The sequence below is a fragment of the Asticcacaulis sp. MM231 genome (assembly GCF_964186625.1).
Lineage (GTDB): Bacteria > Pseudomonadota > Alphaproteobacteria > Caulobacterales > Caulobacteraceae > Asticcacaulis.
Genome location: NZ_OZ075108.1, coordinates 527,820 through 549,828 on the forward strand (window position 1 = coordinate 527,820; position 22,009 = coordinate 549,828).

General features: G+C 58.5%; 20 protein-coding genes, 1 tRNA gene and 2 pseudogenes. 9 read left to right on the top strand and 14 right to left on the bottom strand.

Annotated elements, in window-relative coordinates:
• Window positions 1–32: 32 nt before the first annotated feature.
• Entirely contained in the window at window positions 33–155 is a 123-nt protein-coding gene (locus ABQ278_RS02515; protein ID WP_018082490.1) for a hypothetical protein, read from the bottom strand.
• Window positions 156–399: 244 nt separating this feature from the next.
• Between ABQ278_RS02515 and ABQ278_RS02520 the strand changes: the two genes are divergently transcribed.
• Window positions 400–690 carry a hypothetical protein gene (locus ABQ278_RS02520; RefSeq protein ID WP_349321058.1) on the top strand — a complete coding sequence of 97 codons (291 nt, stop codon included), beginning with the start codon at window positions 400–402 and terminating at the stop codon, window positions 688–690.
• An 89-nt stretch (window positions 691–779) separates the two neighbouring features.
• Window positions 780–1,070: a hypothetical protein gene (locus tag ABQ278_RS02525; protein ID WP_349321059.1), complete on the top strand. Its 291-nt coding sequence runs from the start codon at window positions 780–782 to the stop codon at window positions 1,068–1,070.
• On the opposite strand, the pseudogene ABQ278_RS02530 reads toward ABQ278_RS02525, so the two are convergent.
• The 5 genes and pseudogenes from ABQ278_RS02530 to ABQ278_RS02550 form a co-directional block, all read right to left on the bottom strand.
• A pseudogene (locus ABQ278_RS02530) lies at window positions 1,071–1,525 on the bottom strand (VOC family protein).
• A 2-nt stretch (window positions 1,526–1,527) separates the two neighbouring features.
• A complete protein-coding gene (locus ABQ278_RS02535; RefSeq protein ID WP_018082494.1) occupies window positions 1,528–1,743 on the bottom strand; it encodes a zinc-finger domain-containing protein in 216 nt (71 codons plus the stop codon).
• Window positions 1,744–2,020: 277 nt separating this feature from the next.
• A complete protein-coding gene (locus tag ABQ278_RS02540; protein ID WP_349322202.1) occupies window positions 2,021–2,230 on the bottom strand; it encodes a hypothetical protein in 210 nt (69 codons plus the stop codon).
• An 11-nt stretch (window positions 2,231–2,241) separates the two neighbouring features.
• Window positions 2,242–3,543, bottom strand: a complete 1,302-nt coding sequence (gene aceA, locus ABQ278_RS02545; protein ID WP_349321060.1) for an isocitrate lyase — start codon at window positions 3,541–3,543, stop codon at window positions 2,242–2,244.
• Window positions 3,540–3,698, bottom strand: a complete 159-nt coding sequence (locus ABQ278_RS02550; RefSeq protein WP_349321061.1) for a hypothetical protein — start codon at window positions 3,696–3,698, stop codon at window positions 3,540–3,542. The genes aceA and ABQ278_RS02550 overlap by 4 nt, the downstream gene beginning before the upstream one ends.
• A gap of 164 nt (window positions 3,699–3,862) precedes the next feature.
• On the opposite strand from ABQ278_RS02550, the gene ABQ278_RS02555 reads away from it, so the two are divergent.
• The 3 genes from ABQ278_RS02555 (at window position 3,863) to ABQ278_RS02565 (ending at window position 6,526) form a co-directional block, all read left to right on the top strand.
• Entirely contained in the window at window positions 3,863–5,269 is a 1,407-nt protein-coding gene (locus ABQ278_RS02555) for a short-chain fatty acyl-CoA regulator family protein (RefSeq protein ID WP_349321062.1), read from the top strand.
• Between the two features lie 127 nt (window positions 5,270–5,396).
• On the top strand, window positions 5,397–6,389 hold the full coding sequence (locus tag ABQ278_RS02560; protein WP_349321063.1) for a LacI family DNA-binding transcriptional regulator: 993 nt from the start codon (window positions 5,397–5,399) through the stop codon (window positions 6,387–6,389).
• 60 nt (window positions 6,390–6,449) lie between these two features.
• A tRNA-Arg gene (locus ABQ278_RS02565) sits at window positions 6,450–6,526 on the top strand.
• Between the two features lie 927 nt (window positions 6,527–7,453).
• Here ABQ278_RS02565 and ABQ278_RS02570 read toward each other — a convergent pair.
• Window positions 7,454–8,317: a cobaltochelatase CobT-related protein gene (locus ABQ278_RS02570; protein ID WP_349321064.1), complete on the bottom strand. Its 864-nt coding sequence runs from the start codon at window positions 8,315–8,317 to the stop codon at window positions 7,454–7,456.
• A 73-nt stretch (window positions 8,318–8,390) separates the two neighbouring features.
• Between ABQ278_RS02570 and ABQ278_RS02575 the strand changes: the two genes are divergently transcribed.
• Window positions 8,391–8,648 (top strand): hypothetical protein, encoded by a 258-nt coding sequence (locus tag ABQ278_RS02575; protein ID WP_349321065.1) that lies wholly within the window; start codon window positions 8,391–8,393, stop codon window positions 8,646–8,648.
• Here ABQ278_RS02575 and ABQ278_RS02580 read toward each other — a convergent pair.
• The 7 genes and pseudogenes from ABQ278_RS02580 to ABQ278_RS02610 form a co-directional block, all read right to left on the bottom strand.
• Window positions 8,645–9,544, bottom strand: a complete 900-nt coding sequence (locus tag ABQ278_RS02580; protein ID WP_349321066.1) for a nucleotidyltransferase and HEPN domain-containing protein — start codon at window positions 9,542–9,544, stop codon at window positions 8,645–8,647. The genes ABQ278_RS02575 and ABQ278_RS02580 overlap by 4 nt on opposite strands.
• Window positions 9,545–9,632: 88 nt before the next feature.
• The gene (locus tag ABQ278_RS02585; RefSeq protein WP_349321067.1) at window positions 9,633–9,923 is read right to left on the bottom strand and encodes an excisionase family DNA-binding protein; all 291 of its coding nucleotides are present in this window, start codon (window positions 9,921–9,923) and stop codon (window positions 9,633–9,635) included.
• Window positions 9,924–10,444: 521 nt separating this feature from the next.
• A complete protein-coding gene (locus tag ABQ278_RS02590; protein ID WP_349321068.1) occupies window positions 10,445–11,713 on the bottom strand; it encodes a tyrosine-type recombinase/integrase in 1,269 nt (422 codons plus the stop codon).
• A 312-nt stretch (window positions 11,714–12,025) separates the two neighbouring features.
• The gene (locus ABQ278_RS02595) at window positions 12,026–12,310 is read right to left on the bottom strand and encodes a Dabb family protein (RefSeq protein ID WP_349321069.1); all 285 of its coding nucleotides are present in this window, start codon (window positions 12,308–12,310) and stop codon (window positions 12,026–12,028) included.
• 428 nt (window positions 12,311–12,738) lie between these two features.
• The gene (locus ABQ278_RS02600) at window positions 12,739–14,142 is read right to left on the bottom strand and encodes an efflux transporter outer membrane subunit (protein WP_349321070.1); all 1,404 of its coding nucleotides are present in this window, start codon (window positions 14,140–14,142) and stop codon (window positions 12,739–12,741) included.
• Window positions 14,142–17,376, bottom strand: a pseudogene (locus tag ABQ278_RS02605) (multidrug efflux RND transporter permease subunit). Before ABQ278_RS02605 ends, ABQ278_RS02600 begins: the two are co-directional and overlap by 1 nt.
• A gap of 227 nt (window positions 17,377–17,603) precedes the next feature.
• Complete coding sequence (locus ABQ278_RS02610; RefSeq protein ID WP_349321071.1) at window positions 17,604–18,791, bottom strand: efflux RND transporter periplasmic adaptor subunit; 1,188 nt, start codon at window positions 18,789–18,791, stop codon at window positions 17,604–17,606.
• 352 nt (window positions 18,792–19,143) lie between these two features.
• On the opposite strand from ABQ278_RS02610, the gene ABQ278_RS02615 reads away from it, so the two are divergent.
• From ABQ278_RS02615 to ABQ278_RS02625, 3 genes are all read left to right on the top strand, one after another.
• On the top strand, window positions 19,144–19,827 hold the full coding sequence (locus tag ABQ278_RS02615) for a TetR/AcrR family transcriptional regulator (protein WP_349321072.1): 684 nt from the start codon (window positions 19,144–19,146) through the stop codon (window positions 19,825–19,827).
• 105 nt (window positions 19,828–19,932) lie between these two features.
• The gene (locus ABQ278_RS02620) at window positions 19,933–20,172 is read left to right on the top strand and encodes a FeoA family protein (protein ID WP_018082506.1); all 240 of its coding nucleotides are present in this window, start codon (window positions 19,933–19,935) and stop codon (window positions 20,170–20,172) included.
• A gap of 1 nt (window position 20,173) precedes the next feature.
• Complete coding sequence (locus ABQ278_RS02625; RefSeq protein WP_349321073.1) at window positions 20,174–22,009, top strand: ferrous iron transporter B; 1,836 nt, start codon at window positions 20,174–20,176, stop codon at window positions 22,007–22,009.

The following is a 22,009-nucleotide window of genomic DNA, read 5'->3' on the forward strand; positions in this document are numbered from 1 at the left end:
TATACCAAATCAAAGCTGCGGGCCAAATTAAGTCACCATCGTTCACGGCAGGCGAGATAGATGACGAGCGCCAGCCCCACCGGCAGGAGCGCAAAGGCTTTGGCGGCGTCTAAAAAGGATGAGCGGTGATCGGCGGCGATAGCGGCCTTGGTCATGTCAGCACCTCAAATGGACTATGTGCGGACGTCGCAACCCTGCGGCTGTCTGGGCCGTCTTTTGCGGCGGCCTTACACCTTACGAAACGCCGTTATGGCGGTAAAGGCAATCAACAAGTCCGTGATAGGTAACGCAGCGTTAAGCTTATCGGACGGGTGTTGCTTTTGGGCAATATGCCGCAGTGCAGCGTTGGCGGTTTCGTGCATAATACCCATAATCTTAATAAGGAAATGGAGTTGCCTCATGTCTATGCTTAAGGATGCCGATCACACAGCCTTGCGGATTAATATCAGCCGCATTCTCGAACTCTTCCAACGCGGGGATATCGAACCGCCTGACGCGGTCGCTGACCTCTTAAAGCTGTGCCATCCTGACTTTGTCGGTCATGACGGTGAAGGCCTGGATAGCTATCTGGCTAAGACCCTGGCCATGGTCACGGTCGGAGAGGTCAGCACCGATAGCGCCCTGACACATCTGATCCGGCTGGCGACGGCGAAGACCGTGGATGCGGATCACCTGTCGGTTTTGGGCTGATCCCGTTCGGGTTGGATGACGTTATGCCGCAGCGCAGCAAAGCGCTTTTTCGGCTATGAACATGGCAGTATAAAAACCGGAGTTCCCCCATGTCCATGATGAAAGAAACCGATCCAACCCGCCTGCGCATCGCTGTCAGCCACGTGCTGGAGGCGTTTCTCGACCAGCGTGTTGATGGCCCCAAGGCGGTCGCTGATCTTGTGCACTTTTGTCGCCCTGACCTGTGCCACCTGAATGGCCCAGGTATGGAGAACCGCTTGGCTGATACCCTGGCTCTGGCCGCGACGGGCGAGATCGATCCGGATTTCGCCCTGACGCATCTGGTGCGCCTGGCGACTACGCATGTGCTGTGCGTTGAGAGGTCCAACGTCTTCGGCTGATTACCAGCTTCCGGTATTGGCCATCGAAACCCACGGTTCCGCCGGCGCCAGCGATCCATTCTTTTGCAGCAGTTCAACCGAAATGCCGTCCGGCGAGCGCACAAAGGCCATGTGGCCGTCGCGCGGCGGACGGTTGATCACCACGCCCATGTCGGCGAGGTGCTGACAGGCGGCATAGATGTCGTCGACCTCATAGGCGACGTGGCCGAAATTGCGGCCGCTGGTATAGACCTCAGCCTTGCTGTCGGCATCCGGCCAATTCCAGGTCAGTTCCAGTTCGGGCGCCTTGAAAGCATTGGCATGGTCTTCGTCGAGCTTTGCGGCCAGATAGACCAGCGTAAACCTGCCCGCCTGAACTCCATCCGACGGGTCTCGATCAGGCCTAAGCCCTGACACCAGAAGGTCAGCGCGGCGTCGAGGTCATGCACCCGCACCATGGTGTGCAGAAAACGCATATTTAGTGGTCGCCTTCCGGACGCGGCGCCGGATCAACATAGTCATGCGCGTGGTCCTTATGGACAAACTTGCGGTCGCAATAGCCGCATTCAGCCGTACCATCTTCGCCGAGATCGTAATAGGTCAGCGGATGACCGAGCGCGCCGCCACCGCCGTTACAGGCGACCTTGTGGGCGTCGACATAGATGACTTCGGGGGGAGGGATGATGTCGCTCATGATGCGCAAAGCCTTTGGGGACAAATTACAAACGTTCCAAATTCAATTGAACTTATTCGATTGAATTTGGCAAGCACAAGCGTGCGCCGCTGCTGTTGCGGCGAGCCTGCGCGGCCTGTGAGCGCCTTAAAGCAAATTGCGGCGGTGCGCAATTTGCACTTTTGCTCAAAACATAAAACCTTGCAGCAAGGGCATAGCAGAGCGGTAAAAACATAGGGACGCCCTCTTCGCAGGTTTGAAGAGGGCGCATGGCCGGAGATCAGGATGGTGACAGGATTTATTCGTAGCCGTGGGCCGCTTCATTGATCACGATCGGCGGCATGTTCGAGAAATCGACCGACACCGGTTGCGGAATTTTCGACTGGTAGGTTTTGATGACGTGTTCGAGCCGGCGATAGACCTCCTGCGCGGCCTCGGTTTGCGGGTTGAGGTGCAGGGGCGCCAGGCAGAACTCGATGATGGCTTGCGGGCGATTGAGGGTTTCCAATTTCATGTCTCCTATTCAGCGGCGACTGAGGTAAACTGCGCCGTCTCGGTGGATGAGTTCATGGCCGTGGTGGAGGACTGACCGTTGCTGATGGTCATGGCCACCTTGTCGAAGTAACCGGTGCCGACCTCGCGCTGGTGACGGGTGGCGGTGTAGCCGGCCGCTTCATTGGCGAATTCGCGCTGTTGCAGTTCCGAATAGGCCGCCATGCCGCGATCGCGGTAACCATCGGCCAGTTCGAACATGGAGTTGTTCAGCGAGTGGAAACCGGCCAGGGTGACGAACTGGAACTTGTAGCCCATGGCGCCGAGTTCGCGCTGATATCGGGCGATGGTGGCGTCATCGAGCTTGGCCTTCCAGTTGAAGGACGGCGAGCAGTTATAGGCCAGCAGCTTGCCGGGGTGGACCTTGTGGACGGCTTCCGCAAACTTGCGGGCATCCTCCAGATCGGGGTGCGAGGTTTCCCACCACAGCAGGTCGGCCACGCTGGCATAGGCCAGGCCGCGGGCAATGCAGTGGTCAAGGCCGGTGCAGGGCTTCAGGCGATAAAACCCCTCGGGCGTGCGGTTTTCACGCTCGATGAAGGGATGGTCGCGCTCATCGATATCCGAGGTGATCAGTTGCGCGCTTTCTGCATCGGTGCGGGCAACGACGAGGGTCGGCACGCCCATGACGTCGGCGGCGAGGCGGGCTGAGGTCAGGGCGCGTTCGTGGGCCTGGGTCGGGATCAGGACCTTGCCGCCCAGATGGCCGCACTTTTTCTCCGAGGCCAGTTGATCCTCGAAATGGACGCCGGCAGCGCCCGCTTCGATAAAGGCCTTCATGATCTCGAAGCAGTTGAGCGGCCCGCCGAAACCGGCCTCGGCATCGGCGACAATCGGCGCAAACCAGTCTCGCTTGGCGCCGCCTTCGGAATGCTCGATCTGGTCGGCGCGTTGCAGGGTCTTGTTGATGCGCTTGCACAGTTCGGGCGCGGCATTGGCCGGATAGAGCGATTGGTCGGGATACATGGACGAGGCGGTGTTGCTATCCGCCGCGACCTGCCAGCCGGAGAGGTAGATGGCCTTCAGGCCGGCGCGAACCATCTGCATGGCTTGATTGCCTGTCATGGCGCCTAAGCTGTTGATGAAGGGTTCGCTGTGCAGCAGATCCCACAGCTTGTTGGCGCCGCGTTCGGCGAGTGTGTGCTGGATGGGGAAGGAGCCGCGCAGACGCAGGACGTCTTCGGCAGAATAGGGGCGGGTGATGCCGTCAAAGCGGCCTTGTGGAGCGGAGGGAACCAAATCATGGAAGGTTGTCTTAGACATAGTCATGTCGATTGTCCTTGTGAGGGTTGCTGTGTGGATGCGGTCGTTTGGCGGCGGGCGGCCATGAGCAGGCCCGGCGCGAACAGTCCGAAGGCTGCGGCATAGAGCGTGGCCATATCGAACGGGCTGGCAAAAGGTGCGGGTATGGGCGCTTCTGTCATAATGTGTCTCATCATCTGCGGCGTGCCGCTGTTGTGTGTGAAGACATGAAGCGCTTAAAAGTTAAGGAAATATAGGGTTTCTGCAGCCAAAATGGAGTCATTTGGAAAATTGTGACATTGTAAATCTTGTAAATTTATGACAATACTTGCGTCTGGAGGGCGTCATGGCCGAACTCGATCGCAAACTCTTCCTTGGCGGACGTCTCAAGCGGCTGCGCTATGATCTCAGCCTGACCCAGACGCAGATGGCGACCGATCTCGGCGTTTCGGCCTCCTATCTCAATCACCTTGAGCGCAACCAGCGCCCGGTGACGGCGCAGGTGCTGCTCAAGCTGGCCGCTACCTATGATCTTGATCTGCGCACCTTTACGGATGATTCAGAGCCGGCAGGGGAGGCCGATCTGGTCGAAATCTTCGCCGATCCGCTTTTCAAGGATCTGCACCTGCCGCGCCGTGAAATCTCCGAACTGGTGGCCTCTTCGCCGATGGCCGCTGAAGCGGTAACGCGGCTCTATCGTGCCTATACCGAACGCCGGAAACGCGACGCTCTGGTGGCAACTCCGGAAGAGACCGAACAATCGCCGACCGACTGGGTGCGTGACCAGATCCAGAGCCATCACAACTTCTTCCCCGAACTCGACGAACTGGGTGAGCAGCTTTTCGCCACCCTCGGCGGCGATCCGCACTCCCTGGAAGAGGCGGCGCAAAGGTGGCTCAAGGACCAGTACGGCATCGAAATCCGCTTCATGCCGGCGCAGGTCATGATGATGTATCAGCGCCGTTACGATCCGCATCGCCGCCGGCTGATGATCTCCGAAACGCTGGGGCCATCATCACGGCGTTTCGCGCTGCTCTACCAACTGGCGCTTAGCGAATACGCAGCCGAGATCAATGCCCTGACCGAGAAAGCGAAAGCGCCCGATCTCGCCACCTCACGGCTCTACAAGATCGCCCTGCTGAACTACCTGGCCGCCGCCACCCTGATGCCCTACGGCCGCTTTCTGCATGAGGCGGAAAGCAATGCCTATGATATCGAGTTGTTGCGCGCGCCCTATCAGGTGTCTTACGAGCAGGCGGCCCAGCGCCTGACCACCTTGTCACGACCCGGCAGTCGCGGCGTGCCCTTCTTCCTGATGCGGATCGATTCCGCCGGCAATGTGTCCAAGCGCTTCGCCGCAGGACACTTCCCGTTTTCCAGATATGGCGGCGCCTGTCCGCGGTGGAATATCCATCAGGCCTTCCAGACGCCGGGCCGCATCATCACCCAGGTCATCGAAACGCCCGACAAGCTGCGTTATTTCACCCTGGCGCGCACGCTGGATCGGAATATGAGCGCCTATGCCGACGGCGCCTTTTCGCAACAGGCGATCGGTCTGGGCTGCGAGTTGAAATATGCCGAAAAGCTGATCTATGCGCGCGGCCTGAACCTGGCTCAGCCCAATGCGGTCGAGACCGGACCGATGTGCCGCCTGTGCGAACGGCCCAATTGCCGCGAACGCGCCGCCCCGCCGGCGGTCAAGGCGCTGCAGATCGACGAATGGATCAAGGGCGTGACAGCTTTTCCGTTTTAACATTTTCCGCTTAGCTCCTCGCAAAAGCTCGGGCGGTTTGGTCTTGCCGGGTTTCATGCTGAAACCCGGAGAGTAACTTTACACTTCGTCTTCAACGCCCTACACCTGATTCAACAAAGGAGAGCATATGGCAGGGGCCACTCTTAAAGATGTTGCGCGTGAAGCCAATGTGTCGATCGCCTCGGCGTCGCGCGCCATCAATGGCCTCGATAATGTCGCCGAAGCGGTAAAGCTGCGCGTGCTTGAAGCCGCCGGTCGCCTGCGCTATGTGCCGCATGGCGGTGCCCGGTCTTTGGTCACTTCGCGCACCAATACGATCGGTGTGCTGCTCCCCGATATCTATGGCGAGTTTTTTGCCGAGATTATCCGCGGCGTCGATGTGGCGGCGCGGGCGCGCGGTCTGCACCTGTTGGTCTCCGGATCGCACGGCAATCCCGATGAGGCCGTGCTGATAATGCGTGCCATGGGCGGTCGTGTCGATGGCCTGCTGGTCATGTCACCCTTCGTGGAATCGCATGATCTGGTGGCTATCTTGCCGCTCAGCCTGCCGGTAGTGACCATCGCCAGCCGCATCGGCAGCGGGCAGGGCTCGATCAGCGTCGATAATTTCGGTGGTGGCGTCACGGCGGTCAAGCACCTGTTGGAGCAAGGCTGCAAGCGCCTGGCGCATATCTCCGGTCCGTCTCAAAATTTCGAAGCCGAGGAGCGTAAGCGCGGCTTTTTGTCGGCGGTTAGCCAGCCCTCGCCGGCGGTGTTCGAGGGGGATTTCACCGAAGAGTCCGGCTATCGCGGCGCCAAGGCCTTCCTGGCATCGGGGCCATTGCCCGACGGTATCTTCGTGGCCAACGACATGATGGCGGTCGGCTGCCTGCTGGCCCTCAGCGAAGCCGGCGTGAAGGTGCCGCAGGACGTGGCGCTGGTCGGTTTTGATGATATCCCGATCGCGCGTTTCACCTCGCCGCCCCTGACCACGCTGCGGGTGGGTATCTTCGATCTGGGTCGGCGCGGACTGGAACTGCTGGTTGCCGCGCTCGATGAGGGCGGTATGCAGGAGCACGAGGGGCTGGTCGTTACGCCGGAACTGGTGTTGCGCGACAGTTCGCGGCACAAAACAGGATAAGGCGATTTTTGCGGTTGAGTGCGGCTGCGCTTTAGCTTAGGTAGCTTGATCTGGCCACAGGCACCCATAGCTCAGCTGGATAGAGCGCTGCCCTCCGAAGGCAGAGGTCAGAGGTTCGAATCCTCTTGGGTGCGCCATATTTCAATGACTTAGCTCACTTATGTGGCAACCCGTCTAATATACGTCAAATATCAAGTGGCGGACTTAGGTGGCCAATAGTGGCCAAATGCGGATGGAGCTACCGTTCAATTTAAAGTGATCCCATCTCAAGAATTTGTTTCGTAATGGGTTAAGACCAGTTCGTTCAAATATCTTACGCATCACTCTTTGAGGCCGCTTAGGCTCATAACCTGAAGGTCGTCAGTTCAAATCTGGCCCCCGCAACCAGTCTTTATAACAACAATATCAAATAGATAGCCGCCTCACAAGGCGGCTTTTCTGCGTCCGAAACCCACCTCCAGCTACCGCATAGCTACCACTTGAATCAAAAAGACACAGGCGGAAAATTGTGAACAACAGCGGATGGTGAAGTCGGCCGGTTGTGGCCCAAACTATCGACTTAGCAAAGTTATTGATCGAAGATTCGGACGTCGAGATAAGATATCTAGCGCTCGGTGCGCTGGAGAGAGGAGGCGTTGCCGCGCAGGCGAGTTAAGGAAATTCATCGCTCTTACTCAGAGGCCAATGAGTACAGGTACTACAATGTCATTCACTGGCTCGACCTCGGCGTAACGCTTCCTTCGGCAACTGTGAAGTTAGTATTGGCTAGGGCCCCAAGGGTGTTGTAGACGACCTGGCATCGAGCTCCAATTTGCTTCGAAACCGGTCGAATGAACCGGGAGAAGCTTCCGCATCTGGAATTTTTCGGTATCGGCTGAATGACCGTAAAGGGCGCTGAGCCGAGCTGTGAGCTCTTCGCAATCGGCATGGCAGTCACTTCTAAAATTGTACGGTGGGGTGGCCGCTGGGTTGAACTGGGCAAGCGGTGCCCCTGAGTTCGTAAATGAAAAAGTGCTTCCTTCTAGGTGCGTTGTTTTGCCAATCCCGCTGCATTGTTGCCTCCCTCAACCTGGGTCTGCTGCCGAAATCACCAGATCTGCCACTTTTCCAATGAGTGCGCTCCCCAACTCATCTGGGCTGTGAACGACCAGACCATCGCTATAGTAAGAGGTGACATCGTGACCGATCCCAATGGCCGATAGTCGTATTTCACCTTTGGCCTCGATTTCGCCTACAACAGACCGCAGGTGCCGGGATAGATAGTCCAGATCATTCTCCATCAGCGTGGAGTCGTCGACCGGGGCACCGTCTGAAATGATAATTAAAAATTTCCGGTTTTGCTTCAGCCGCTTCAGTCTGTCAGTCGCCCATTGAACGGCTTCACCATCTACGTTTTCCTTTGGCAGGTCAGGGCGCAGCATGGGCCGGAAGGCCCACGAGCCAGTGCCTTTTCCAGGGCTGTTAGCATCCATGTAGATAATGTGGAGCAAATCACAAAGCCTGCCTGGTGTTGGGGCACGACCATGCCGGAACCATTTCCGGCGTGATAAGCCTCCCTTCCACGTGGTAGTGGTGAAACCGAGAACCTCTACCGTGCATCCGAGATTGCGCACGAAGTCCTGAATACAATCTGCGGCCGCAGCGGCGAGCAACATGTTTTGCCCGCGCATAGACCCAGACTGATCAATCAAGAGACTAAAACAGCAATCTTCAAGGATATTAACAGGGACATGCGACCGTATGACGGCTGTACGGTCTAGAGCGGCGATTTGTGTGCGTGTTTTCCATCCAGCAAGGCCAGTTTCAAAATGAACCCAAGCTTCTTCAAGTGCGAGTTTCGCCGCATGCGATAGGGGACCGATCGCACCATCAAGATCTTTAGCGCCGACCTCCCGATCGAACATCTGGGTATAGGGGGTATAGGGCACTGCTATTGATGCTGTGTGCCGCCGTCTCCCTAAAATAGTATCCCATAACCCCATGCCTATTGATACCACTCCCATGGTCGAGATCAAGTTAAGCTTGAGCGACTGGTTACGCACCAACGGCAAGCGTCCGCCTTGTGTATTTAGCGACGGTCTTCAATTGCCGCTCCTTCGGGCGCAAACCGACAGAAATTTACGCGTAATCGGTCTGAAAAAAAAGGAAGGCAAGATTAAAGCAATGGCTCCATTCCATCCGCAAACCCTTGTCTGCACATCGTTTGGATGGCTCCCTTCGACACCCGCATGGCGCCATTTGGGAGCCAAACCGGTTTAGGAGCCAAGGCGCTCCTGGCAGACCGTTTCCACTGTATCGCGCAGAATGATGATCCGCTCGTTAAGCCATTCCAGCTCATCTGTTGAGACTGAATATTCTGCCGAATAGCGGGCCTCTACATACGCCCTGCGGAGGCGATCAAAGGCCTGCCGGTGTAGTTTGGTGTCGCTGGGCCAAATGGCCTTTAGGCGGTCGTCCAGGGCCTCCGCTTGGGACCGCAACATATTGATGCGGTGGCTCTTTGGCGAATACAGCGTCAGTACCAGCAAAAGGCAGTGATAAAGCGACTCCGTGGCCTGATGCAGGAGGAACGTCGCTTTTTTTAGATCGCCTCGTTCGTTTAGGAACCCTGCCGATGCGATGAAGGATTCGGCGCCTGGGAGCCATTGATCGAAGTTGGCTTGAGCCTCTGTCCTGATCTCTGCCGGGGTGAGGGGCTTTGGCTTGATCAGCGGATGCCCAGGCGCTTCGTAAAGCATGATGCCGTCACGGGCGATGTCAGTGAAAAACGGGCGGCCCTTGGCAAGCTGGTCGTTTACATCGGCCAGATCGTGAATGATGAAGTTGACCGGCGTTTTGATATTCTGGGTGACCGTCACCTCGCGGATGAAATGCTCATCCGCCTTGGCCCAATATTCGTGCAGATCGGTGAACTGGTGGCTGTTGACCACGATCAGCAGATCGTAGTCGGATCGATAGCCGGAGAGCCGATCTTCGACCCAATCTCCCCGCGCATAGGAGCCGAACAGGATCACTTTCAGGATGCGGCCGAGTTTCCTCTTGTCCGACAGCTTGGTTTTAGTGACGTCCTCGAACTCATCAAACAGCACCTTGACCACGCGCTCAAGCTCGCGGCGTTTCGTGTCCGGTAGGTGAGAGAGCTGATCGGCCAGCATCGAGATTCCTGTAAGGTGGAAATCTGAGTTTAGCACCGCTGCCGGGCGTGGGCTACCGCTTTTGCGGCGGACCTATTACAAGTGAGGCCTACCTACGCTTCTTCAATGGCAATTCGAGCTGCGTCCATTGTGGAAGCCCGTTGGGGTCGGGCTTCGTCGTCGGCACAATCGCGGGCGCTGGCGGGGCGGGCAGTCTCACTGAATTCCCGCCGTCGATAAACTCCAACAGGTCACGGCGCATGATCAGTCGCCGCCCGCCAACCTTCACCGACCGCAAGGCCCCTTCGGCGATCCGTTCGTAAAGGAATGACCGGCCCAGGCCTGACGCCCTCACAGCCTCGTCTATGCGGTATGAAATCTTGTCGTTGGTATCTGGCATGGGGAAGCCCTCCAGACCAAAAAATACCATGCCAAGCCGGTTTCGCTGAAAGGCCTAGGAGGGTCACGCAACGCCAAATGAGGTCAGGCGGCGCGCCTAGCGAGACCCTAAGAAATTGGATTGGGGGGCGGAAACATCGCGTTCTGTGGGCTCTTGCCGGCCCGGCCAACCATAGGCCTGGGACCTGCCAAGAGGCTCTTTCGTGAGACATTTTTTGTGCGTCGCGCAAAAAGTCAAATAATTTATAAAAACAACGAATTACAGCGAAATAACTCCTGGTTTTTTCGGTAAATCCTTAAAAGCGATGTGCAGACAAAGACTTACGCGAAACGGGAGTTGAGCCTTTATCTTGCCTTCACTACGTACCTTTTTCGTTCCATTTTCATTGAGGTGTCAAATTACCACATTTTGTGCGCTGCGCAAAGGTAATCGGTTAGGCGCCTGTCACTTCGGCGCCGTGCGCGAGGTGAGGCCTGAAAAGATGTGTGGCGGGTCACATGAAAGCTGTAGACGGCCTTCGCTTACTCAAACCGTGTGTCAATTGCACCAAATGATATCAGCGGCACGACAGCCCGCGCCGCGATATCCTCCAAACCGTCTGCAATCCAGTAACTGTAGTGTCTTTCGATCATCTCGACGCTTGTATCATGCAAAGCGGCGACCAGACGTATCGGGGTCCCTATGCGAAGGTGACGAACGATCGACGAATGACGCAGGCAATAAGCAGTCCGCCCCGATAAACCTGCAATTTCAGCGATTGCTTTGAAAGGCTTTGTAATCTCGTAGGATGCCCGCCAAGCCCGGCGCTCCGATTTACGCCATTTCCCCGGACCGATTTGGACGTTGTGCCACTTCTCCAGTAGAGGCGCCATCTTGTCACGGTCTCGCATAACCGGTTGGAGGGCCGCCAGTACATCGGCACCTAAAGGTACGGGAATATATCGCGCGTCGCGTTTTCGCCCTTTTGCACTTGAGGGGATCATTATTCGAGAGGCTATTATTTGAACGTCTTGAACTCGAATTCGTCGGACTTGGCTAAATCTTGCGCCTGTCGCCCCAAGCAATAAGATCATGCGCAAGAGATCGCCTTCCCATCCGCCGTCAAAATCAGTTTGCTTCGCCGCTTCAATAATCCACCGCACTTCCTTATCGCTAAGAATTTGGTTTCCCTTAGAGCTTGACTGGGTTAGCGCGACCGCGTCTTCTTCTGAATATCTGAAGCCGTGCTTGATTGTAACAGGAAGATCAGCAGGAAGTACTCTTCGTCCTTCGTCAGCCGCTGAGTTGAGTGCGGCTCGAAAATCATTCGAAATACGTTTGCGAGTGGCCCCGCTTTTACAGTTCAGGCTCTTCAGCCAGTTTCTTAAGGAACCGTCGCTTAGTTGATGCAGGGGCGTGTCTGATAATTCACTATTTGCTAACACGTACATAGACAGACGGCCGGCCGCGCCCGACCTAATCGGTCGACCTGCTATGGCCGACGCGCGAGCATTGCAACGTTCGATGTATGAAGCAATAGCGGTTTTAACTGTTGGCACCGGCCCTGCGGCTTGAATGGCAACTAATTGGCGTGCTTCAATGACCTTTCGCCGTGCCAAACGGCAAGCCTCATCGTAGGTAAAAGTGCCCTCAGAAATGATATCATCGGCCGTACCTATTGTTTGTTGCCTGTAGGTGCCACTACCGACGTAATAGCGCAATAGCCAGCGCCCCCCGCGTTTTCCTTTTCGGTAGCCAAGATGTGTGTCCGGATCAAGCTGACGCCAGTGGAGGCCCTCGGTCAACTGCATACGTGATGCACGGGTGGTAACGGGTGACTCTTGTAGAGTTTTTGGCATATCCGTACCTAAAACTTGTCAAATATTCGTCAAATATATGCCCCCGGATGCCGCGATACAAGTATGGACTGAAATTAGTAACCTATTGATTTGTATGGATAGTGACGGACGAATGCGGATAGGTTTTGACCTGAATTAACCTCTCCGAAGGCAGAGGTCAGAGGTTCGAATCCTCTTGGGTGCGCCAGGGGCACAAGCCCTAGATCCTTTACTTATTGGCTTGTTTTTTATTGAATAATTTCAATTGAGTGATTAAATCAGACGTTAGATCAAATCGATTTCCATGAAATCGGCGACTTCAGGTATCCAGCGGGTCTGGACGAAATCGACATGAGCCGGGTGGATATTATAGGCGTCATAGGCCGCCTGATCCTTGAAGGCCATCGAGACGCAGAAGGTGAAGGCGTTTTTCTGACTGACCTGGCGAGACAGCTCAAACGCCTGCACGCCAGGAATATCGGCCAGTTTGCGGTTGGCGCTCAGGAAGTCGGCTTCTTCGTCAGAGTTGGGTGCGTGTTTGAGACGGAACGGGACGATATGGCGAATCATGGCAGGCTCCGTTTAGGGGTTTAATTCAGCCATTTTAGCGCAAAAAGGGTCATAAGCGTTGCATTTTTGCGTCGTTTTTTACCGGCCTCGTATAAAATAGAGCTCAGAAGGATTGCAAAATTCATTTTTCGGCCTCAATGACTGCATATTACGGTGCAATAAATTATGTGGTTTTTTAACACTTGGATAAGGATGAACCATTCTGGCGAAACGCAATTCAATTGTAAAAATTCTGCTGTTCCCCATCACGGCCCCGATCTGGTCTTTGCTTGACGTTTTGGCATGGGCTCTGCAACTGCCCCGACCGAGTACGCGCCATTCGCGCCGCCGTCGTCCGATCTATCGCAGCTAATCTCTCCCAAGCCTAAAAAAACAGGCGCGCCACACTTTCGGTAACGCGCCTGCGAGGAACCAGCCTGTCCGCCAGGTCAGGTGGTCCAACCTCCGCCGAGCGCCCGGATCAGACCGACCGTCGACTGATACTGTGAAGCCCGAACGCGCAGGGCCTGCCGGCGGATCGCCAGCAATTGCCGCTGGGCATCCAGAACCTCAAGTTGAGATGATGAGCCATTGGTGTAGCGTGATTGGGACATGGCCATGGCTCGGGTGGCGGCCGCAACCGCCTGATCCTGCGCAGTCTGCTGCTGTTTCAGATAGTTGATATCCGATAACTGATCCTCGACATCGGCAAAGGCCGCCAGCACAGATTGCTGATAACCGGCGAAGGCGATATCAAGCCCGGCTTTGCTGTAATCGATATTGGCGTTGCGACGGCCGCCATCGAAGATGGCCTGGCTCAGGATACTGGCCAGCGACCAGTTCCTCGCCACGTCTTCAAACAGATTGTCGGCATCACCGGCGGCATAGCCGCCATTGGCGGTCAGGCTAAGAGTGGGGAACCACGCTGCCTTGGCGATGCCGACACGGCGTTGTGCCGCATAGAGCGAAGCTTCCGCCGCGATGATGTCCGGGCGGTCTTCGATCAGTTTGGCGGGCAGGCCGGCCGGGATGACCGGCACGGAACTGGCCCAGGGTTGCGATGCCCAGGAAGCCGAGGTCAGGTCGAAGGTGCTGGCGGGTTCACCGAGCAGCACAGCCAGCGCATGGGCCAGTTGGGCGCGTTGCTGGTCGAGCGCAGCGCCCGCGGCTTCGGTGGAGGCCACCTCGGTTTCCAAACGGGCGACGTCGAGTTCGGCGACATCACCTTCCTCAAAGCGGCGGGTCGTCACCGACAAGCTACCGCGATAGGCTTCCAGCGTGTCGCGCACAATGGCACGGTCCTCATCGAGCGCGCGCAGGGCGAAGTAGCTCTGGGCGACGTGCGACTGGATCAGTAACTGCGTATCGAGCAGCAGGGCCTGGCTCGACTTGGCATCGAAATCGGCGGCCTTGGCGGCGTTGCGGATGCGGCCGAACAGATCGACCTCATACGACAGTGTGGCGCCGATGGCGTGACCGGTGGCCGGCTTTTGCGAGCCGGTGCCGATCTCGCTGGTGTTGGCGCCGTGGATGACCTGATAACCGGCGCCGAGTTGCGGCCACAGATCGGCTTTCGAGGCGCCGAGCAGGGCTTGCGCCTGATCAAGACGGCCATAGGCGACCTTGATGTCGTTGTTCTTCTCCATGGCGCGCGACATCAGAGTGTTGAGCACGTCGTCGTTGAAGACCAGCCACCAGGTCTGCGCCGTTTGCGGAGCCGCGGGTGCAAGGCTGGTGGTGGTTGCGCCCTTGAAAGCCGCGGGCGTCTCGAAGGAAGCCTGTTGTAGCGGGGCGGTGGCGCAGCCGCTCAAAAGAGCGGCTGCGAAGGTGAGGGGGATAAAGAAGCGGCTCATTAGAAAGCCTCCGGTTTAAGCTTGGCGGGAGCGGGCTGAACGGGTGGCGGCAGGTCGTCGTGGTCGTCTTCGCCGGCCAAGGTGGAGGTGTGCGACTTCAGAGGACGGTTGCCGGACATGGCGCGCAGCAGCACGTAGAAGAAGGGGGTCATGAAGAGGCCGATAATGGTGGCCCCGATCATGCCGGAGAAGACGGCGATCCCCATGGCGTGACGCATTTCCGAACCGGCGCCGTGGCTGAGCACCAGGGGCAGCACGCCCATGATGAAGGCGATCGAGGTCATCAGGATCGGGCGCAGACGCAGGCGGCTGGCACGAATGGCGGCCTCCAGCGGATTGAGCCCTGTCAGTTCGAGTTCGCGGGCGAATTCGACGATCAGGATGGCGTTTTTCGCTGACAGCCCCACCAGAACGAACAGACCGATCTGGGTGAAGATGTTGTTGTCGCCATGGGAAATCCACACACCGACCATGGCGGAGAGCAGACCCATTGGCACGATCATGATGATCGAGATCGGCAGGACGACGCTTTCATACTGGGCGGCGAGCACGAGGAAGACGAGCAGGATAACCAGCGGGAAGACGAGCGACGACGAGTTGCCGGCCAGGATCTGCTGATAGGTCAGTTCGGTCCATTCATACTCGATGCCGGCGGGCAGGGTCTCGGCGGCGATGCGCTTGACGGCGTCCTGGGCCTGTCCGGACGAGAAGCCGGGTGCCGGACCGCCGGAGATGTCGGCGGACAGGTAGCCGTTGTAGCGGCTGGCGGTGACCGGTCCGGAGGTCGGGTCGACCTTCAGCACGGCGGCCAGGGGCACCATTTCGCCGGTGTTCGAGCGGACCTTCAGCTTGCCGATATCTTCGGACTGGGCGCGATAGGGTGCGTCAGCCTGCACACGGACGCTGTAGGTGCGGCCGAAGCGGTTGAAGTCGTTGACATATTGCGAACCGAGATAGATCTGCATGGTCGAGAAGATATCGCTGACCGAGACGCCCAACTGGCGGGCGCGGGTGCGGTCGATATCGGCGTAAAGCTGCGGCGTGTTGACGTTATAGCCCGAGAAGACGCCGGCCAGTTCCTCGGTTTGCGCCGCCTTGGCGACGAAGGCCTTGGTGGCTTCGTCAAGCTTCTGGTAGCCGAGACCAGCGCGGTCTTCGAGCTGGAGCTTGAAGCCGCCGGTGGTGCCGAGGCCAAGCAGTGGCGGTGGCGGGAACATGACCGAATAGCCTTCCTGAATGCCGCCGAGTTTGGCGTTCAGTGAACCGGCGATGGCGCCGGCACTCAGAGCAGCCCCTTTGCGTTCAGCGAAGGGTTTCAGCGGCATGAAGACGACCGCTTCGTTGGAGGCGATGGTGAAGCCATTGATCGACATGCCGGGGAAGGCGAGGGCATGGGCGACGCCCGGTTCCTTGCCGGCAATTTCCGACACCTTGCGGGCAACGGCTTCGGTGCGGTCAAGCGTGGCGCCATCGGGCAGTTTGACCATGCCGACGAGGTAGGCCTTGTCCTGCTGCGGGATAAAGCCGCCGGGTACGACCTGGAACATCAGGAAGGCCAGGCCGGCGAGACCGGCATAGAGGCCGAGCATGAGACCCTTGCGGCTGGCGATCTTGCCGACGCTTTTACCATAGGATTCCGACGACTTTTTGAAGGTGCGGTTGAAGGCGCCAAAGAAGCCGCCCAGCCACTTGTCCATAAAGCGGGTCAGTCCATCCTTGGGGGAATCGTGGCCCTTGAGGAGCAGGGCTGCCAGAGCTGGAGAAAGCGTCAGGGAGTTGACGGCCGAGATGACGGTCGAAATGGCGATGGTCAGCGAAAACTGGCGATAGAACTGGCCGGAAAGGCCGGTGATGAAGGCCAGCGGCACGAAGACCGCGACGAGGACGAGCGCGATGGCGATGATCGGGCCGGAGACTTCGCGCATGGCCTGATAGGTGGCCTGGCGCGGGCTCTTGCCGGCTTCGATATTGCGCTCGACGTTTTCGACGACGACGATGGCGTCATCGACCACGATCCCGATGGCCAGAACGAGACCGAACAGGGTGAGGGCGTTGATGGTGAAGCCGAAAAGGTGCATCACCGCGAAGGTACCGATGACCGAGACGGGCACGGCGAGCAGCGGAATGATCGAGGCGCGCCAGGTCTGGAGGAACAAAATGACCACGATCACGACGAGGATGATGGCTTCCAGCAGGGTATGGATGACCGAGTTCGATCAATTCGTGGACGTATTCGGAGGTGTCGTAGGCGATGGTGTAGCTGACGCCTTCGGGCATGGCCTTCTTCAGCGTCTCCATGGTCTCGTGGACCTCCTTGGAGAGCTGGAGCGAGTTGGCACCGGCGGTCTCAAAGATCGGGATACCTACGGCGTTCTGGTTATCGAGCAGCGAACGCAGGGCGTAATCCGAAGCGCCCATTTCGACGCGGGCGATATCACCCAAACGGGTCACCGCGCCGTCAGCGCCGGTCTTGACGATGATGTTGCGGAAGTCTTCCTCGGAGGATAGGCGGCCTTGCGCATTGACCGAGAGGGTCAGGGCGACGCCGGGCAGGCCGGGCGAACCGCCGATGGTGCCGGCGGCGGCCTGGACGTTTTCCGAACGGATGGCGTCGGCGACATCTGAGGGCGACATGCCGCGCTCGGCGACCTTTTGCGGATCGAGCCAGACACGCATGGCGTAATCACCACCACCAAACATCTGGATCGGGCCCACGCCCTTGATGGCTTGCAGGCGGTCCTTGATGTGCAGCAGGGCATAGTTGCGCAGGTAGGTGACGTCATAGCGGCCGTTGGGCGAGGTGATGTGGACGACCAGCGGCAGCGACGATTGCGATTTCTGCGTGGTGATGCCGAGCGCGCGGACGTCGGCCGGCAAGCGGGCCTCGGCCTGAGACACACGGTTCTGCACCATCTGTTGCGCCAGGTCGGCATTGGTGCCGAGCTTGAAGGTGACGGTGAGGGTCATCTGGCCGTCGGCTGTCGCCTGAGACGACATGTAGAGCATGTTTTCGACGCCGTTGACCGCTTCTTCGATAGGGGCGGCGACGGTTTCGGCGATGACGGCGGGCGAGGCGCCGGGATAGGCGGCGTGGACCACGACCTGCGGCGGCACGACTTCCGGATATTCGGAAACGGGCAGAACGCGCAAGCTAAGCAGGCCTGCCACGAGGATCAGCAGGGACAGGACGCCGGCGAAGATCGGCCTGTCGATAAAGAATTTGGAGAGGTTCATTTGGGTGGCCCCTTTGTGCGGGCGAAAATGGAACTGGCGGAGGAATTTAAAGCAAGACGCCCCACCACCCCGCGAGCAAGCTCGCGCGGTCCCCCTCCCCAAATTTCTGCGAAATTCAGGGAGGTATTTGGAATGGCAGGGAGTTCATACCTCCCTGAAACCTCTTGGTTTTGGGGAGGGGGACCGCGCCCAAAGGGCGTGGTGGTAGGTATCTTACTTAAGCAGGTTTAAGCTTCAGGCTTGGCTTTTGCGTCCATGGCGGCGACGGTCTCGGTTACGACCGAGCCTGGACCAACGTGCTGGATGCCGCTGACCACGACGCGATCACCATCCTTCAAACCGGTGGTGACGATGCGCAGGCCGTTGGCCGTACCGCCGAGCGTCACTTCACGATAGGCGACCTTGTGATCGGCGCCCACCACATAGACGAAGCGCTTGCTCTGATCGGTGCCAAGGGCGAGTTCAGAGACCAGCACGGCCGGCTTGGTTTGCGCCGCGCCCATGCGGACACGGACGAACTGGCCGGGGATGAGCTTGCCTTCGGTATTCTGGAATACGGCGCGGGCGCGGAGAGTGCCGCTGGTGCCATCGAACTGGTTGTCGATCAGTTGCAGATGGCCGTCGATCGGCGCACCATTATCCGTCTCGACGGTTACCGGGATGGTTTCGAGCGAGGCGGTGCCGAGGTCAGCGATGGTGCGGTTGATGACCGTTTCATCGGCGTCGAAGCTGGCATAGATAGGGCTGACCGAAACGAGCGTGGTCAGCATTTGGGCTTGCGGGCCGGCGGCGACGAGGTTGCCGACCGTGACTTCGATGCGACCGACACGACCCGAAACCGGGGCACGCACCTGCGTATAGCTCAGGTTCAGATTGGCCGATTGCAACGAGGCGCGGGCCGCAGCCAGATTGGCCTCGGCGGCTTTCAGATCGTTGGTGCGGCTTTCCAGCTCCGACTGCGCGATGGCATGGTCGTTCCACAGACGCTGAGCACGAGCCTGTTCGGAGGTGGCCAGGGTCAGGCGGGCGGTGGCGGCGGAGACATCGGCCTGGGCGCGGGCGGCTTCGGCCTGATAGGTGGCCGGGTCGATGGTGACGAGCAGTTCGCCCGCCTTGACCAGCGCGCCTTCGCGGAAGTGGATGGCCTTGACGGCGCCGGCGACGCGCGGGCGGATTTCCACGCGGTCAACGGCTTCGAGGTGGCCGGAGAAATCATCCCAGACGCTGACGTTTTGCGTGGCGACCACCGCAACCGTAACGGGTGTGGCGGCGGGGGCGGCGGCTTGTGACGCGGCCTGGGTGGTGAGGGCGGTGCCGATACCGGCGACGGCGAGAACGCTCAAAGAGACGGCGGCCACGACGAGCGCCTTACGGTAGCGTTCAAGCTTGATGGAAGAGACGATGGGGTCGAACATAACAAAGATCCTTTGGGGAGAAAGGAAGGAGAGGGGGAGGTACACTTAACTTGGCTGCATGGGTGGCGAATGAGGGCTTGTGATCTCGGCACAAAAACCTAATTTAATGCGGCGTCGCATTTAAATAGTCCGGCGATGTCATTTTGTAAACATATTTTTATGCGACATCGCAAATAAATATGTTATACCCCTCAAACGAGAGCGGAAAACCTTATATCCGTATAGATTTTTTAGGGTGGCCCGTGCGCCTAAAGAGGATTAGTCTGGACTTGTGCCAAAAACTGGCAACTGACACTTTTAGGTTTGGCACATTTAGGTCAGAACAGTTTTGGTTTGGGAGTAGCGTGCCGTGATGGATGATCTGAAAACGTTCGAGCTGCCTGATGCGGTGTGCGGCGGACAGGCCGTGGATGCGGAAGCCTGCGCCGGTGTGCGCAAGCGTGGCCGACCGCGCGCCTTCGATCCCGATGTGGTGCTGGAAACCGTGCTGGAAATGTTCTGGATGCGCGGCTTCGCCAACACCTCGCTCGATGACATTTCCGCCGCCACCGGGGTCAGCCGGCCCAGCCTCGCCGCCACGTTTGGTGACAAGGAAGCGCTCTATCTCAAGGCCATGGAGCGCTATCGCAACAACATCAGCCGCCAGCTTGATGTCGTGCTGCAATGTACGGGTAACGATGGTGCGCTGCGGGATATCATCAACCGCTATTTCGATATCATGATCGGCTCCTACACGGGGGAAACCGAGGAATGCCTGGGGTGCGCCTTCATGTGTACGGCGCTCAATGAAGCGCCACGCCATGAATCGATCATGAGCGTGTTGCAGGGCACGATCGAGGAATTCGATTTGCGCTTCGAGCGCTTCTTCACTAAGGCGCAGGAACTGGGCCATATCGGCTCCAATCAGGACCCTAAGGTGATGTCGCAGATGATTACCTCGCTGACATCCAGCCTGGCCGTACGCGCCCGCGCCGGCGCCAGCCGTGCGGATCTGCAAAAGATCGTCGATGCCACGACGAGCTTCCTCTTTCCCTAAGATTTTTCGCGTGGCAAATGGCCGCAAGCCCTGAGAATAGAACGCAGTCGCTTGACCTGCCATGCCCATAAATGATAGTCATTCGCAACCGTGTGAGTGACGCTTATGAAATTGACTGAACTGCCCGCTTTTGCCCCCGGCCTGGTGACCGGCGTGATCGATACCCATGATGGGGATCTGATTAGCAACCGCTTGCGTGAATTGGGTTTCGTCGATGGCGAGCCGGTGCGTGTGGTGGGCCGCGGACCCATCGGCGCCGATCCGCTGCTGATCCAGATCGGCTTTACGCGCTTCGCCCTGCGCCGTTCGGAAGCCGCCCGCGTCATGGTTGAGCAGGCCGCCTAGAATGGATACGCTCACGATCGCTCTTGTCGGCAACCCGAACTGCGGGAAGACGGCTCTTTTCAATCAGCTTACCGGCGCCCGTCAGAAGGTGGCCAACTATGCGGGCGTCACCGTCGAGCGCAAGGAGGGCCATTTCATTGCGCCGTCTGGCCGCAAGGTGCAGGTGCTCGATCTGCCGGGCACCTACAGCCTGGAGGCCATGGGGCCGGACGAAATCATCACCCGCGATATCTGCCTTGGCCGCCGCGAAGGCGAGACCATGCCGGACCTGATCGTGTGCGTGGCCGACGCCACCAACCTGCGTCTGCACCTGCGCTTTGTGATGGAGGTCAAGCGCCTTGGCCGGCCGATGATTCTGGCGCTCAACATGATGGATGCGGCCCGCAAGCGCGGCATCACCATCGACACTGCCAAATTAGAGGCCGAACTCGGCGTCCGGGTGATCGAAACCGTAGCTGTGAAAGCCAATGGCACGGCAGATCTGGTGGCGCATCTCGATGCTAACGTCGCGCCGCATGTGCCGGATATCCGCGAGACGGGCGATCTCCACGGTGATGTCCGTCGTATCCTGAATGCCGCCGTCGTCATGCCGCAACGGACATCGCTGATCGATGACCGGCTCGACGGCATCCTGCTCAACCCCTTACTCGGCATTCCGATCCTGATGGTCATCATGTTCGTCGTTTTCCAGGCGGTGTTCACCTGGGCGACGCCGGCGATGGACGCCATCGAAGCCAGCATGGCGTGGCTCGGCGGCGTGGTGACGCAAACCCTGCCCGACGGTCTGCTGAAAAGCTTCATCGCCGACGCCCTGATCGGCGGCCTGGGCTCTGTCATTGTCTTCCTGCCGCAGATCATCATCCTGTTCTTCTTCATCCTGATCCTTGAAGAGTTGGGCTATCTGCCGCGCGCTGCCTTCCTGCTCGATAACCTGATGTCGAAGGCCGGCCTGACCGGGCGCTCGTTCATCCCTCTGCTATCCAGCCATGCCTGCGCCATTCCGGGCGTCATGGCCACGCGGTCGATCCACGATATCCGTGACCGCATCACCACGATCATGATCGCGCCGCTGATGACCTGTTCGGCGCGCCTGCCGGTCTATGCCCTGCTGATCGGCGCCTTCCTGCCCAATACTAAGGTGTTCGGCTTCCTGAGCTTCCAGGGGCTGGTGCTCTTCGCCATGTATATCACCGGCATCTTCAGCGGGCTGATGGTGTCGCTGGTCATCGCCCTGTTCCGCAAGGACAAGAGCGAGCATCCGCTGATTATGGAACTGCCGTCCTACCGCCTGCCGCACGTCAAGAACCTGGCTATCGGGCTTGGCGAGCGCGCCATGATCTTCATGCGCCGCATCACCGGCATCATTTTCACCGTCAATACCCTCCTGTGGGTCGCCAGCACCTTCCCCGGTAAGCCCGAAGGCGGCACCCTGCCGGATATCGACTATTCCTTTGCCGGCATGGTGGGGCACTGGATCGAGCCGATCTTTGCGCCCATCGGTTTCAACTGGCAGATCTGCGTGGCGCTGATACCGGGCCTAGCGGCACGCGAAGTCGCTGTCTCTGCGCTGGGCACGGTCTATGCCATTTCCGGTAGCGATGACACCGTGGCGACGCAACTGGGCTCGCTGATCTCGTCGCAATGGACGCTGGCGACGGCTCTGTCGCTGATGGCGTGGTATGTCTTCGCGCCGCAATGTCTGTCGACGCTGGCCGTCATCAGGCGCGAAACCAATTCCTGGAAGATGGTCGGCGTCACGGCCGGTTATCTCTTCGTGCTTGCCTATATGGCGGCCTTCATCACCTATCAGATCACTCATTTTTTTGTGGGGCACTGA

Coding starts and splice junctions, on each gene's coding strand:
- ABQ278_RS02575 (WP_349321065.1), top strand. CDS start 8,391: ATGGTCGAGATCAAGTTAAGCTTGAGCGACTGGTTACGCACCAACGGC.
- ABQ278_RS02525 (WP_349321059.1), top strand. CDS start 780: ATGTCCATGATGAAAGAAACCGATCCAACCCGCCTGCGCATCGCTGTC.
- ABQ278_RS02585 (WP_349321067.1), bottom strand. CDS start 9,923: ATGCCAGATACCAACGACAAGATTTCATACCGCATAGACGAGGCTGTG.
- ABQ278_RS02610 (WP_349321071.1), bottom strand. CDS start 18,791: ATGTTCGACCCCATCGTCTCTTCCATCAAGCTTGAACGCTACCGTAAG.
- ABQ278_RS02600 (WP_349321070.1), bottom strand. CDS start 14,142: ATGAGCCGCTTCTTTATCCCCCTCACCTTCGCAGCCGCTCTTTTGAGC.
- ABQ278_RS02550 (WP_349321061.1), bottom strand. CDS start 3,698: ATGACAGAAGCGCCCATACCCGCACCTTTTGCCAGCCCGTTCGATATG.
- ABQ278_RS02615 (WP_349321072.1), top strand. CDS start 19,144: ATGGATGATCTGAAAACGTTCGAGCTGCCTGATGCGGTGTGCGGCGGA.
- ABQ278_RS02590 (WP_349321068.1), bottom strand. CDS start 11,713: ATGCAGTTGACCGAGGGCCTCCACTGGCGTCAGCTTGATCCGGACACA.
- ABQ278_RS02595 (WP_349321069.1), bottom strand. CDS start 12,310: ATGATTCGCCATATCGTCCCGTTCCGTCTCAAACACGCACCCAACTCT.
- ABQ278_RS02580 (WP_349321066.1), bottom strand. CDS start 9,544: ATGCTGGCCGATCAGCTCTCTCACCTACCGGACACGAAACGCCGCGAG.
- ABQ278_RS02555 (WP_349321062.1), top strand. CDS start 3,863: ATGGCCGAACTCGATCGCAAACTCTTCCTTGGCGGACGTCTCAAGCGG.
- ABQ278_RS02515 (WP_018082490.1), bottom strand. CDS start 155: ATGACCAAGGCCGCTATCGCCGCCGATCACCGCTCATCCTTTTTAGAC.
- ABQ278_RS02620 (WP_018082506.1), top strand. CDS start 19,933: ATGAAATTGACTGAACTGCCCGCTTTTGCCCCCGGCCTGGTGACCGGC.
- ABQ278_RS02535 (WP_018082494.1), bottom strand. CDS start 1,743: ATGAGCGACATCATCCCTCCCCCCGAAGTCATCTATGTCGACGCCCAC.
- ABQ278_RS02625 (WP_349321073.1), top strand. CDS start 20,174: ATGGATACGCTCACGATCGCTCTTGTCGGCAACCCGAACTGCGGGAAG.
- ABQ278_RS02560 (WP_349321063.1), top strand. CDS start 5,397: ATGGCAGGGGCCACTCTTAAAGATGTTGCGCGTGAAGCCAATGTGTCG.
- aceA (WP_349321060.1), bottom strand. CDS start 3,543: ATGACTATGTCTAAGACAACCTTCCATGATTTGGTTCCCTCCGCTCCA.
- ABQ278_RS02520 (WP_349321058.1), top strand. CDS start 400: ATGTCTATGCTTAAGGATGCCGATCACACAGCCTTGCGGATTAATATC.